At 33.1% G+C, this 13716-nt stretch carries 11 protein-coding genes; 5 read left to right on the forward strand and 6 right to left on the reverse strand.

Features of this window, described 5'->3' with window-relative positions:
- Positions 1–322: 322 nt before the first annotated feature.
- The gene (locus ACVC43_RS08690) at positions 323–1150 is read left to right on the forward strand and encodes a DNA-deoxyinosine glycosylase (RefSeq protein WP_452224118.1); all 828 of its coding nucleotides are present in this window, start codon (positions 323–325) and stop codon (positions 1148–1150) included.
- A 157-nt stretch (positions 1151–1307) separates the two neighbouring features.
- Entirely contained in the window at positions 1308–2057 is a 750-nt protein-coding gene (locus tag ACVC43_RS08695) for a hypothetical protein (RefSeq protein WP_452224119.1), read from the forward strand.
- 186 nt (positions 2058–2243) lie between these two features.
- On the opposite strand, the gene ACVC43_RS08700 is transcribed toward ACVC43_RS08695, so the two are convergent.
- The 3 genes from ACVC43_RS08700 to recR form a co-directional block, all read right to left on the reverse strand.
- Complete coding sequence (locus ACVC43_RS08700; protein ID WP_452224120.1) at positions 2244–3578, reverse strand: dihydrolipoamide acetyltransferase family protein; 1335 nt, start codon at positions 3576–3578, stop codon at positions 2244–2246.
- Between the two features lie 263 nt (positions 3579–3841).
- Positions 3842–4939 (reverse strand): glycosyltransferase family 2 protein, encoded by a 1098-nt coding sequence (locus tag ACVC43_RS08705; protein ID WP_452224121.1) that lies wholly within the window; start codon positions 4937–4939, stop codon positions 3842–3844.
- A 6-nt stretch (positions 4940–4945) separates the two neighbouring features.
- Positions 4946–5563, reverse strand: a complete 618-nt coding sequence (gene recR, locus ACVC43_RS08710) for a recombination mediator RecR (protein ID WP_452224122.1) — start codon at positions 5561–5563, stop codon at positions 4946–4948.
- A gap of 207 nt (positions 5564–5770) precedes the next feature.
- On the opposite strand from recR, the gene ACVC43_RS08715 reads away from it, so the two are divergent.
- The gene (locus tag ACVC43_RS08715) at positions 5771–7234 is read left to right on the forward strand and encodes a sodium:solute symporter (RefSeq protein ID WP_452224123.1); all 1464 of its coding nucleotides are present in this window, start codon (positions 5771–5773) and stop codon (positions 7232–7234) included.
- On the opposite strand, the gene ACVC43_RS08720 is transcribed toward ACVC43_RS08715, so the two are convergent.
- Complete coding sequence (locus tag ACVC43_RS08720; RefSeq protein ID WP_452224124.1) at positions 7218–7580, reverse strand: CoA-binding protein; 363 nt, start codon at positions 7578–7580, stop codon at positions 7218–7220. The two genes, ACVC43_RS08715 and ACVC43_RS08720, sit on opposite strands and share 17 nt — an antisense overlap.
- A 923-nt stretch (positions 7581–8503) precedes the next feature.
- The gene (locus tag ACVC43_RS08725; protein WP_452224125.1) at positions 8504–9514 is read right to left on the reverse strand and encodes a 3-oxoacyl-ACP synthase III family protein; all 1011 of its coding nucleotides are present in this window, start codon (positions 9512–9514) and stop codon (positions 8504–8506) included.
- A 264-nt stretch (positions 9515–9778) separates the two neighbouring features.
- On the opposite strand from ACVC43_RS08725, the gene htpG reads away from it, so the two are divergent.
- Entirely contained in the window at positions 9779–11692 is a 1914-nt protein-coding gene (gene htpG / locus ACVC43_RS08730; RefSeq protein ID WP_452224126.1) for a molecular chaperone HtpG, read from the forward strand.
- Positions 11693–11924: 232 nt separating this feature from the next.
- Here the strand turns inward: htpG and ACVC43_RS08735 are convergent, their stop codons facing one another.
- Complete coding sequence (locus ACVC43_RS08735) at positions 11925–12551, reverse strand: LysE family transporter (protein ID WP_452224127.1); 627 nt, start codon at positions 12549–12551, stop codon at positions 11925–11927.
- Between the two features lie 193 nt (positions 12552–12744).
- Here ACVC43_RS08735 and ACVC43_RS08740 point away from each other — a divergent pair, with 193 nt between their 5' ends.
- The gene (locus ACVC43_RS08740) at positions 12745–13698 is read left to right on the forward strand and encodes a tRNA dihydrouridine synthase (protein WP_452224128.1); all 954 of its coding nucleotides are present in this window, start codon (positions 12745–12747) and stop codon (positions 13696–13698) included.
- Positions 13699–13716 lie beyond the last annotated feature (18 nt).

Consider the following 13716-nt stretch of genomic DNA (forward strand, 5'->3'; position numbering starts at 1 on the left):
AAATCCCCCAAGCTGGCGCTCGTCTGCGACGAGTGCAATAACATTAACAAACACTTATTCAAACTATCGCTCGTCTGCGACGAATGTAATAGAAAATCAACCTAAGAACCCTGCATCATCAATTTCCATAATTGTATGGTATTCTTGAAAATTTCTTGCGCTGGAATATTTCCAATCTATAGCGTTAACAACAAATCCGATTTGATTTTCTATAAAAAATAGTCGAACTTCGTTTAACGAATGTTGTAAAATATTGAAAACGATTTTATATCAGAGAACATTGTAGCCAATGGCGGAATTCCGTTACATTTAATAAATTCTAATGACAGAAATAAATAGAAATAGAACCATTAGACCTTCAAGTAGACTCGAAAAATCAAAGAGTTATAAAATTGACACGAAAACTGTCTCTCGTGACGATATTTTAGTAGTGAATATAGACCACGAATCAAAACCGTTTCATAAGACATTCAGGTTTACAGGTTTGGACCTTGCTCATAAAAATAGTATTAGTTTCAGAGTAAAGGATTATGGAACTCATATTGACATAAGTTGGAGTGGAGCAAACCCACACGGAATTAAAACAACTGAAAAAAAAATTCCTTCGACAACTACAAAAGAAGAGGAAAAAAGGACAATTAAAAGAAAAAAATCTAATTCGGTTTTAGAGCACACCAAAACTTCATTCGACCCAATTTCAAACTCTGACACAACTATTTTAATTTTGGGAACAATGCCAGGAGACAAATCTATTGAGCTTGGAGAATATTACGGACATTCGAGAAACAAGTTTTGGAATATCATTTCTACAATAACTGACAATGACCTACCCATAACCTACAATGATAAAAAAACACTCTTACTTAAAACACGAATTGGAATTTGGGACGTAGCGCATAAAGCAATTAGAAAAGGAAGTCTTGATAGCGCGATTGAAAGCGAGCAACCACATGAAATAAGTAATTTTATAAAGAGTAATAATAATTTAAAAGTTATTGGATTTAACGGAACTAAATCGCAAGCACTTTACGACAAATATTTTGAAAGAGAATTTGGAATTAAGTATATTTTGCTGCCGAGTTCAAGTCCAGCTAACACAAGAATTGACTTTGATAGTATTTGTAGAAAATGGAAACAAATATTAACCTAAAAGAACCATTGCCTACAACAATGTACAACCGCAATTACGGCGGGAAGCTTTAATTAGAAAGGTGATTTGATTTTCTATAAAAAATAGTCGAACTTCGTTTATTGGTTGATATAAAATAATGAAACGATTTTAGGCTAGAGAAGATAAAAAATATTCTATGAACACAAGCTACCCATTTCCACGTAGAAATCTTAATTACGAAAATAATGATTGTTTTTTTGTGAACTCAAAGACTAAAAAATTATCTGTTTTAGAAAGACAATATGAAAGGAAAATATCAACTTTTGCTACAAATATTAAACACCAATATTTGTCAATCGAAAGTTTATTGGTTGAGTCTTTTCAATTTGTAAATCCTGAAGTTAAAAACCTAAAAACCAATTCTGTGAAATTTGCCACAATTATTAGAGAATCATCAAATCTATATGAACAGTTAAGCAGAGTTATATATAACAAAGTTTTTGCTAACACCAAGAGCATTAATATTTACAACTATCTGAGTCTTTCAAAATTTTTGAAATTCCATGAAGTTAATTTTCACTGTCCAACACTAAAAGATATTGAGCAAAATAGTCCTTTGACTCTAAAACCATTTGTTGAATTGAATAAATGGGACAAAAATTCTAAAATCGAAACAAAACATATACCAGGTTGGTGGACCGCTTATAATAAAATAAAGCACTCTCCAAATGAAATGACAAATTTTGCAAATTTACAGAATGTAATTTCTTCAACTACTGCAGCATACATTATCATATCAAAACAATTTGGACCAGGAGTATTATCAGGTGATTTGTATAAACCTTCAAAAGGAACGAAAACAAATAATGTGAAAATTGAAAAAATCAATGTAGTTCAATCTCAACTATACATTGACACCGAGAATTTACTTGCATTTGAATATTAAATTCTTTGCTTAACTATATTTAGTTACAATAATAATTCTTTTTTCTAACCTGATACTCGACTGAGACAAGTGTAAAAATATGAACAAATATTTAACAAAAAAGCACAGTCTTAAAAACTGTGCTTTTTGCTTTTCTATATTTTTATAATTGAGAAACCTTTATGAGATTCCTGCTTTTGCAGGAATTTATATCTCACGATTAGGATCCCAAGCTTCTAAATAATCTTTTACTGCTTTTACAAATTGTCCGCCAAGCGCTCCATTTACCACGCGATGGTCGTAAGAGTGCGATAAGAACATTTTGTAGCGAATACCAATAAAATCGCCATCTGGTGTTTCTATAACTGCAGGTACTTTACGTATAGCACCTAAAGCTAATATTCCCACTTGTGGCTGATTAATAATTGGTGTTCCCATTATGCTTCCAAATGTCCCAACATTGGTTACTGTATAGGTTCCGCCTTGTATATCGTCTGGTTTTAACTTGTTATCTCTGGCGCGTCCTGCTAAATCGTTTACTTGCTTGGTCATACCCACAAGGTTTAGCTGGTCGGCATTTTTAATAACAGGCACAATTAAGTTTCCGTCTGGTAAAGCCGCAGCCATACCCAAGTTTACGTTTTTCTTTTTAACAATAGTATCGCCTTGAAGCGAGATATTCATCATTGGGAAATCGCGTAATGCTTTCGCCACCGCTTCCATAAAGATTGGTGTAAAGGTTAGGTTCTCGCCTTCACGTTTCATAAAACCATCTTTAACTTTCTTTCTCCAATTCCAGATTTTTGTTACATCGGCTTCAATAAAACTCTGTACATGTGCACTTTTTTGTACACTTTCTACCATGTGATGCGCAATTAATTTGCCCATTCTGGTCATCTCTATAATTTCATCACCTTCTGCAGATATAATTGGTGCTGCCTCTTTTTTAGTTTCGGCCTTTGCTGTTGGTTGTGCTTTTGTCGTTTCAACAGGAGCTCCTAAGCCAGCTGCTTTAGCAGGTTGCGACTCTCTATTTTCTAAATAGGCTTGCATATCGGCTTTTGTTACACGACCGTCCTTTCCTGTTCCTGGAACAGCATCTAACTCTGCTTGCGCAATGCCTTCGGCTTTAGCCATATTTTTTACCAATGGTGAGTAAAAACGGTCTCCATTAGAACTTATTGATGCTGCAGTGTCTTGTGCAGCGACTACAGTTTGTGCAACCTCAGCAACGGCAGGCGCTGTTTTTTCAATTACCACTTCCTGTGCTTTTGGCGCTTCGGCAGTTGCATTACCTTCACCTTCTACCTCAATAACAGCTATGGTTTGCCCTACTTGCACAACATCGTCTACATTAAATAGCACTTCTACTAAAACACCATCAACTTCACTTGGCACTTCGCTATCTACTTTATCTGTTGCAATCTCTAAAACGGCTTCGTCTTGCTCTATAGTATCGCCAACTTCTTTTAACCACGAAGTAATTGTTGCCTCAGCAACGCTTTCTCCCATTTTCGGTAATTTTAGTTCAAATCTTGCCATATTGATAAAAAATGTGTCTTTTTATATTTTCAGAATGCAAAATTAATAAAAAATAGTGTACATATATGACTATTCAATATTATTTTGAATTTGTAATACTTGTTAAATTGCCACTCAAAAATGATACACCATAAAATTCGTCAATTCGAGTGAATTTTACGATTAAAAATGAGTAAAATTTGTATCGAGAATAGAATTTTAACTTGATAGATGTTCTCGATACAATTTTTAGTTCCTCAAAATCACTCGAACTGACAATATACTTAAAAATGAATCACTTCGCCTCTACTTTTAGAGGAATGACTTCCGAGGATAAAATTAGCGTTTTTTGGAAGTATTTTAAACGATAAATTTTTATTTTTTTCTGAAGTGTCCATGTCGTTAATTATCTCCTTAAAACTTACGTGATTAGCATCGAATACTATTTGCGTATTTTTTTTGACTTGAGAAATATTTGAAACTAAAGTAATTGGTTTTTGAACTTGCTTTACCAAGTTTTCGTTGTTAGCATTAGCTACTAATGCAAATTGCTCTATAGCTATTTGTTTAGCTGAAGCTTTGCTTCCAAACCATTTTGCCGATTGAATACCTAAAAATACCAACGCATCGAAAACCAGATTACTTTTAAAATGCTTTTTGTAGAATATTTGCATGGCACCATAAAAGCGTTTGGCATAGGTTTTATCTTTTAAAGTACTTTCTCCTTTATAATGAATAACTGTTGTTTTGCCGTAATAGAAACTTTGAAAACCTGCTTTTTTAATTTTATAGCTTAAATCGATGTCTTCGCCATACATAAAATAGTCTTCGTCGAAACCGTTAACCTTATTATATACTTCTCGCTTTAAAAGCATAAAAGCGCCAACAAACACATCCACTTTACCAATGTCATTCTCCTGTAAATGGTTGGCGTAATAGTGTTTACTATTGCCCAAAGCTTTATTAATTGCAATTTTAGTAACTGGCACGTTGCGCTTACTTTCTGGCAAATAGTTTCCACTACCATCTATTAATTTACAGCCTGTTATTCCAGGATGTTTTTGTTTTTCGGCGAAAGCCAAAAGTGTTTTAAAAGTGTCTTCTGCAACTACTGTGTCTGGATTTAATATGCAAAGATAATTGCCTTTGGCTTGTTTAACGCCAATATTATTGCCTTTAGAAAATCCTGAATTTTCTTTGTTTTCAATTAGTTTTATGTTGGGAAATTTTTGCTTTACCATGGCACAACTCTCATCTTTCGAGTTATTATCGACCACAATAATTTCGGCATCCAGACCTTTAATGGCAGCTTCCACACTTTGCAAGCACAACTCTAAAAAGTAGCGCACATTATAATTAAGTATGATGACCGAAAGTTGCAAAAGCAATTATTGTTTTAGTGATGCTTCAAAAGGAACGCGATTTAAAATACTGCGTCCAAGGGTAATCTCGTCGGCATATTCCAACTCGTCGCCAACCGAAATTCCTCTGGCAATAGTAGAAGTTTTTACTTCTAAACCGTGTAATTGTTTAAAAATATAAAAATTGGTGGTATCTCCTTCCATAGTTGGGCTTAGTGCAAAAATGAGTTCTTTTATATTACCTTGTTTTACTTTTTCTACTAAACTTACAATGTTTAAATCGTGTGGACCAATACCTTCAATTGGATTAATTTTTCCGCCTAAAACATGATATAATCCTTTGTGAGATGCTGTATTTTCTATAGCCATGACATCGCGAATATCTTCAACCACACAAATAACATCATCCTGCCTCAATGGGTTTGCACAGATTTCACATAAATCGACATCGCTAATATTATGACACGATTTACAGAATTTTAAATCCTCGCGCATGTGCGTTAGTGCCTGAGACAAATTAAATGTTTGCTCCTTTGGTTGTTTTAGTAAATGTAGTGCCAAACGTAACGCAGTACGCTTACCAATACCTGGTAATTGCGCAATTTCGTTAACGGCATTTTCTAAGAGTTTTGAAGAGAATTCCATAAGAATGTAAAATTAACTTTTCGTCACGAATTTCACTAATTTTCATTAATGTTTGTTTGGTTACAATTATTTATTTTTGATGCTATATAAAGATTAATTATAAACCACCACGAGTTGTTGACATTAAAAACTTCTGAATAAAAACTATGTGTAGAAAACGGTCAACTGAAGACTTTTTACGTATTTTGGCGTTAGAAAATTGTTTCCATGACCGCTACTCAAATATTACTACTTATTGCAGCCTATTTTGGTGTGCTAATTTTAATCTCATATTTTACTGGAAAAGAAGATACTAATGCTGCTTTTTTTAAGGCAAACAAATCGGCTCCATGGTATTTAGTTGCTTTTGGGATGATAGGCGCCTCGCTTTCGGGAGTTACATTTATTTCGGTTCCTGGTGCTGTAGAGGGTAAACAGTTTGGCTATTTTCAAGTGGTATTAGGCTATTTTATTGGCTATTTAATAATTGCCTATGTTTTATTACCTTTATATTACAGATTGAATTTAACTTCAATTTATACCTATTTAAGAGATCGTTTTGGTAATATAAGTTACAAAACTGGATCCGTTGCTTTTTTAATTTCCCGTACGGTTGGTGCTGCTTTTAGATTGTTTTTAGTCGCTAAGGTTTTGCAGTTATTAGTATTCGATCAATTTAATATTCCATTTCCAATTACCGTTTTAATTACCATTGCGCTAATATGGCTCTATACCTTTAAAGGTGGTATTAAAACTATTATTTTTACAGATACGTTACAGACTTTGTTTATGCTTGTTTCGGTAGTGGTTACCATCTCGTTTTTAGCTTCGGCTTTAGATTTAAATAGTGTCTCTGAAATTTATTCGAATGTAACAAACAGTGACATGAGTAAAGTCTTCTTTTTTGGGGATGGTAATGATCCGCAATATTTTTGGAAAAGCTTCTTAGCAGGTATTTTTATTACGATTACCATGACTGGTTTAGATCAGGACATGATGCAAAAAAACCTGACGTGTAAAAACATAAAAGACGCACAAAAAAACATGGTATCGTTTGCTGTTGTACTCGTATTTGTTAATATCCTGTTTTTGGCTTTAGGCTTAATGCTCACGCAGTATGCCACACAAAATGGTATTACTGCCAAAAAAGACGACTTGTTTCCAACCATTGCCATGCTGCCTGAAATTGGAATTGCGACTTCCGCCTTTTTCCTTTTAGGGTTAATTGCTGCTGCTTACTCCAGTGCAGACTCTGCTTTAACCTCGTTAACTACCTCTTTTTGTATAGATATTATTGAACTGGATAAAAAACCACAAGGTGAACAAAAGAAAATACGTAAACGTATACACGTATTATTTAGTTTTATACTTGTTGCTGTAATTATTCTCTTCGACACCATTTTTACAGATGTCTCCGTTATTTGGGAATTATTTAAAGCCGCTGGTTACACTTATGGTCCTTTACTTGGTTTATTTGCGTTTGGGATTTTAACCAAAAAACATATTAAAGACAAGTATGTTTGGGTGATAGCTCTCGTAGCACCATTAATATCATATGTTATGAATATGTATTCTAAAGCGTTGTTTTTTGGCTACGAATTTGGGTTCGAAATTTTAATTGTAAACGGCTTACTAACGTTCTTAGGCTTGCTGTTAATTTCTAAGAAAAAACCGCTTAATATTGATTTGTAGATAGCAATACCAAGGTACACGCAATTTCTACTTCAATATTATTTTCCCTTAATATTCTGTAAAACTCTGGGTTTTCGGTACCAGGATTGAAGATAACACGTTTTGGTTTTAGCGATACTATATAATTATAATACTCCTTTTGTCTTGTAGGATTTAAATATAATGTAACGGTGTCGATATCCTTATACGGTTCTAATTCTGTATCAATAGTAACACCATATTCTTTGCCAGCACGCATACCAAAAGCCACTGTGGTGTGATTATAATTTGTTAATTTTCGTATAGCCATGTTAGAATATCTATCTGGTTTGGTTGATGCTCCTATTACTAATGTTTTTTTATTCATTTAATTGTTTTTAACTGTAACTAATGCAAATATAAGTCGTCTATATTATGTAAGCTTACAAAATTTAATAGCAAAACAATAGTTAATGGTTAGTGTTTGTAGTGCTATTAAAAAAGAAAACCCAAAACTTGATCAGTTTTGGGTTTTTGATTAAAACGTATGGTTTTTCCTATTAAATAAATTTTAACTATAGTTAAATAAATATTAAATACTGTAAATCAACACATTATATTAAACATAGTCTTTATATTTGCTGTAATTAGTTCTTTCATCAGATTTACTAAAAATCTATTATAGAGTTGATTAATAGCGATAAAATCCTGAAATTATGTTTCAGGATTTTTTTTATTTAGAAATACTCTAATTCGTTATGCATGCATTGTTAAAATGTGTTAAATACTGATTTTCAATGTAATAAATTCAAAAAACAATCGTCTATAAAGAAACACAACACTGTTAGCGAATATATTTATTTGAGTTAGTCTTCCATTAAAACGTTCGTAAACACGTTAAGTTTATATGATTAATAGCTGAAAATCCCAATGTTGACGCATTGGGATTTTTATATTGTAATACTCCAAAAAGTTAAAGTGTGTTAAAGTGAAATACTTAGCGCAATGAAATGAAACTATAAGCATCTTAAGATAACACAACTTATTAAAACGAACACTTAAATTTGAATTAGTCTTCCAGTTAAAGTTTCGTAAACACTTTAAGTTTATATGATTGATAGCTAAAAATCCCAATGCGTAGGCATTGGGATTTTTTTAATTTCTGCCAAGACAGAAACCTCTATTTATTTATGTGAAATATGTATTACTTTTTGACTGTGCCATTTAAAATAGTGTAGATTAACAAACTAAACATTAATTTAAATAGTAGTTAAAATACATAATTAAGATTCCTTTCTTCAAAGGAATTTATTACCACTTAATAATTACGCTTCCCCAAGTAAACCCACTACCAAAAGCAGCCAACACTACGTTATCGCCTTCTTTTATTTTGTCTTCTTCCCAAGCTTCGGTTAAAGCAATTGGTATTGAAGCGGCTGTGGTGTTCCCGTAACGCATAATATTATTGTAGACTTGGTCGTCGTTTAAACCAAACTTCTTTTGTATAAATTGCGCTATTCTTAAATTCGCCTGATGCGGAATTAGCATATCTATATCTTCTTTGCCTAATTTATTCTTCATTAAACCTTCCATAATAACTTCGCTAAAACGCACCACTGCATTTTTAAATACAAACTGTCCGTTCATGTGCGGAAAGTAGCTCTCATCATTTGGATCATTATCAGCCAAAATATCGTTTACCCAACGTTTTCCCATACCTGGCGCTACTAAAACCAATTCTTCGGCATGTTCGCCTTGCGAGTGTAAATGTGTTGATAAAATGCCTTTTTTAGTATCTTCCTCTCTAGTTAATATTGCCGCTCCTGCTCCATCTCCAAAAATAACGGTAACGCCTCTTCCTCTTGTGGTTTTATCTAAACCGTGAGAATGTAATTCGCTACCAATAACTAATATGTTTTTATACATACCTGTTTTTATAAAATTATCGGCAACCGATAAAGCATAAACGAAACCAGAACACTGGTTACGCACATCTAACGCACCTACTGTTTTTATACCTAATTCATGCTGCACCTGCACACCTGGACCAGGAAAATACATGTCTGGACTTAAGGTAGCAAAAACAATAAAATCAATATCGTCTTTATCTATTCCAGCACGTTCAATAGCCTGCTTTGCTGCCTTAACACCCATTGCTGAAGTTGTATCTCCAGAGCCAGGCACTGCCCAACGACGTTCTTTTATACCTGTACGCTCGGTAATCCATGCATCATTAGTATCCATCATTTTAGATAAATCATCATTGGTTACCACATTGTCTGGCACATATTTACCTAAACCTATTATCTTTGAATTGTACATAAAAAATTTTATATTTTTTATTCCCATAACACTGGGAATCTCTTTATTATTTCTCTCTGTAAAAGAGTGCCGCAATTTAAGTTTTTCAATTATACTAATTCTAAGAAACTCTTTTATTCATTATGCATGCATAATAGTCTGTTTTGTTGACACTTTGTCACATTTTTTTAATTGGTATTTTTTTTGACTATTAGATAAACAGAAATTAAAACATAATTTAAACAGTTTCCCATTGTTATGGGAACGAAAAAATAAATTTTTATCATGACAAAAGGAAATATTAATGTTTCGGTAGAAAACATTTTCCCACTAATTAAAAAGTTTTTATACAGTGATCACGAAATCTTTTTACGTGAGCTTATTAGTAACGCTACAGATGCCACACTAAAACTGAAGCATTTAACTAGTATAGGAGAAAGTAAAACGGAATATGGAAATCCAGTTATTGAAGTTAAAATTGATAAAGAAGGTAAAAAGCTTCATATTATCGATCAAGGATTAGGTATGACAGCCGAAGAGGTTGAAAAATACATTAACCAAATTGCTTTTTCTGGTGCTGAAGAATTTTTAGACAACTACAAAGATTCTGCTAAAGATTCTGGAATTATTGGCCATTTTGGACTTGGTTTCTATTCTGCATTTATGGTTGCCGAAAAAGTTGAAATCATTACCAAATCTCATAAGGATGGAACCACTGCAGCACATTGGACCTGCGATGGCTCTCCAGAATTTACTTTAGTACCTCACGATAAAACCGAAAGAGGAACAGAAATCATTTTGCATATTGCAGAAGATTCTACAGAGTTTCTAGAAGAAGCACGTATTGGTAACCTGTTATCTAAGTATAACAAGTTTATGCCTATTCCAATTAAATTTGGTACAAAGGAAGTTAACGATCCTGAGCACAAACCTGAAACAACAAAAGATGCTGAAGGTAAGGAAATAACAGAACCTCAGAAAAAAATAACTATAGATAATATCATTAATAACCCTAATCCTGCGTGGACAAAACAGCCAACGGAATTAGAAGACGAAAACTATAAAAGTTTTTACAGAGAATTATATCCTGCACAATTCGAGGAACCATTATTTCACATCCATTTAAATGTAGATTATCCTTTTAATTTAACAGGAATTCTATATTTCCCAAAGATGACTCAGGACATGAGCATGCAAAAGGATAAAATTCAACTCTACCAAAATCAGGTTTTTGTAACCGATAATGTAGAAGGAATTGTACCAGAATTTTTAACCATGTTACGTGGTGTTATCGATTCGCCAGACATTCCGTTAAACGTGTCGCGATCGTATTTACAAGCCGATGGCGCTGTTAAAAAAATCTCCTCTTACATTACACGTAAGGTTGCCGATAAATTAAAATCGTTGTTTAACAATAACCGTGAGGATTTTGAAGCAAAATGGAACGACATTAAAATTGTTATTGAATATGGTATGCTTTCTGAAGATAAATTCTTCGATAAAGCAGATGCTTTTGCATTATACCCAACGGTAGATAATAAATATTACACTTACGAAGAATTAGAGAATGCTATAAAAGCCAACCAAACCGATAAGGATGGTAAAATGGTAATTTTATATGCAAGTAATACAGACGAGCAACACACCTATATTGAAGCTGCAAAAGCTAAAGGTTATGAGGTGTTATTATTAGACTCTCCTATTGTTTCTCATTTAATGCAGAAATTAGAAAGCAAAAAAGAGAATATTACTTTTTCGCGTGTAGATGCAGATTCTATAGACAAACTAATTAAGAAAGATGATACGACAATTTCTAAATTAGATGAAGAGCAGACTAAAAAATTAGACGAGCTATTAAAAGAAGTTGTGCCTTCTGAAAAGTTTATGGTACAATTAGAACCACAAGATAGCGATGCTGCACCATTTATGATTACACAACCGGAGTTTATGCGTCGTATGAAAGAAATGCAACAAACTGGTGGTGGCGGTATGTTTGGAATGGGCAACATGCCAGAATTGTATAACCTCGTGGTGAATACAAATTCTGAATTGGTAGGCGAAATTTTAAGCACTAAAACCAAGAAAAAGCAAGAGCGTTTAATAAACCAAAGTTTAGATTTGGCACGTTTATCTCAAGGTTTATTAAAAGGAAAAGAATTGAGTGACTTTATAAAAAGAAGTTACGAAATGATAAAATAAATTCGAGAGGTCATTGCGAGTCGCTTTTGCAGCGACGTGGTAATCTCTTAAATTGAACAATAATGTTTTTTTCCTGCTGTTAACCAACAGGCAGCTTGGTAAAAATACTAAACCACCTTTCGAGGTGGTTTTTTGCATTTGGGTCTGTTTTTTTATTTAGAGTAACTTGGTTATTGAAAGGTGTAGAGTATTGGAATGACTTTAAAAACCACCTAATGAATTCTACATACCCTCAACTTCCAATCAATAAATAAACTAAATTACCAATCCCAACCACACCTGTTAAACAGCCTATAATAAAGTCCATTTTAGTCGCTATATAAGTGAGTTTGTGTTCAATTTTACTGGCAATTGTGGCGTACAACGCATATAATGCAAACGAACCGATAGTTGAGCCAATGGAGAAATACAGACTATTTAGCATAGAATATTCAAAATAATCCAAACCTATTAAAAAAGAAATAGAAGTGAAGTAAAATGGAATAGCAAACGTGTTTAGCAAAGCCATACTTAAGCCGTGCACATAGGCTTTAGACTTCTCTATTTCTACTTTCTTTTTTTGCTTTGTTCCAGTAAAATGTAATCTAAAAAAATTAAGAGATAACAGAAGAAGAATTACGGTACCTATTTTTTGAATTAAGGTTATATACTCTGAGTTTTCCATTAAAACACTTGACAAATAAGCGCCAATATTTGCTTGAAAAAACAATATTGTTGCAAAACCACCAATAAGATAAAAGGCAGATTTTCTACCACTTTTAAGGCTAAATTTAACGACAGTTAAATTCAAGAAACTAGGTACAATACTTCCAGAAGTTGCAATAATAAAGCCAAAAAATAAACAGGTAAAAAAAATCATAAATTATAAATAGCCGCAAATAAACAACTTAAATAGCTATTATATTACTTCGTTACATCTTTAATTTACTTCAATAACATTTTAATAAGCGCTTAGAAAATGTCTCAATAAATGCTATTAATTAATTTTTCTGTTACAAATAAAATATAATCAACAATGCAATTAATGTATCTTCGCACTACTAATAGCACAAATGGCTTCTACTCTACTTTCATCACCTTTACAAGGGTTTACAGATTTCAGGTTTCGTAATGCCTTTAAACATTATTTTGGTGGTATCGATACGTTCTATGCACCATATATAAGATTAAACGGGAAACTAAAAATTAAGCAATCCTACCAAAACGATTTACAGCCAGAAAACAATACAACCATAGAGGTCATCCCACAAGTCATGACTAACGATCCAGACGAATTTTTATTTGTTATTAAATACGTACAAAGTTTAGGCTATAAAGAGTTAAACTGGAATTTAGGCTGTCCTTATCCTATGGTTACAAAATCTGGAATGGGCTCGGGTTTAATATGCAATCCCACTCGAATTAACGAGGTGCTACACAAGGTACATAACGAGTCTGACATTGTGGTGTCCATGAAAATGCGAATGGGTTACGAACATGCTGGAGAAATTTTAGAGGCCTTTCCTGTTTTAGACCAATATCCACTAAAAAGTATCGCTATTCATGCCAGAATTGGTAAGCAATTATATAAAGGTCCTGTGGATTTAGAGGCTTTTGAAAAATGCATCAGTAGTACCAAACACAAATTGTATTATAATGGCGATATTACAAGTGTTTCAGCGTATAAAGCTATTGAAGAACGCTTTCCAACTATCGATCATTTTATGATTGGTCGTGGCTTGATTGCCGATCCTTTTTTGCCAAGTATGATTAAAAATAACACCACGGAATACCCCAAAAACCGTTGGGAGATTTTTTCAGAATTTCACGATACTATTTACAAGCAATACGACGATTACTTATCTGGACCAACACCAATAAAAATGAAAATGTTGGGTTTTTGGGAGTTTTTCTCGCAGTCCACATCAAATCCGCACAAAACATACAAGGCGATTAAAAAAGCTTCGAATCCTGTAAAATACAAACAAGCGGTTGCTCAGATTATTAATTTAGAATCAAAGAATTAATTCTTTTTTTAAATTTAT

The sequence above is a fragment of the Lacinutrix chionoecetis genome, assembly GCF_053604665.1.

What these genes read in the sequence shown, in the direction of transcription:
- ACVC43_RS08690 (WP_452224118.1), top strand. Translation starts at nt 323, where the DNA reads ATGACAGAAATAAATAGAAATAGAACCATTAGACCTTCAAGTAGACTC.
- ACVC43_RS08695 (WP_452224119.1), top strand. Translation starts at nt 1,308, where the DNA reads ATGAACACAAGCTACCCATTTCCACGTAGAAATCTTAATTACGAAAAT.
- ACVC43_RS08700 (WP_452224120.1), bottom strand. Translation starts at nt 3,578, where the DNA reads ATGGCAAGATTTGAACTAAAATTACCGAAAATGGGAGAAAGCGTTGCT.
- recR (WP_452224122.1), bottom strand. Translation starts at nt 5,563, where the DNA reads ATGGAATTCTCTTCAAAACTCTTAGAAAATGCCGTTAACGAAATTGCG.
- ACVC43_RS08715 (WP_452224123.1), top strand. Translation starts at nt 5,771, where the DNA reads ATGACCGCTACTCAAATATTACTACTTATTGCAGCCTATTTTGGTGTG.
- ACVC43_RS08720 (WP_452224124.1), bottom strand. Translation starts at nt 7,580, where the DNA reads ATGAATAAAAAAACATTAGTAATAGGAGCATCAACCAAACCAGATAGA.
- ACVC43_RS08725 (WP_452224125.1), bottom strand. Translation starts at nt 9,514, where the DNA reads ATGTACAATTCAAAGATAATAGGTTTAGGTAAATATGTGCCAGACAAT.
- htpG (WP_452224126.1), top strand. Translation starts at nt 9,779, where the DNA reads ATGACAAAAGGAAATATTAATGTTTCGGTAGAAAACATTTTCCCACTA.
- ACVC43_RS08735 (WP_452224127.1), bottom strand. Translation starts at nt 12,551, where the DNA reads ATGATTTTTTTTACCTGTTTATTTTTTGGCTTTATTATTGCAACTTCT.
- ACVC43_RS08740 (WP_452224128.1), top strand. Translation starts at nt 12,745, where the DNA reads ATGGCTTCTACTCTACTTTCATCACCTTTACAAGGGTTTACAGATTTC.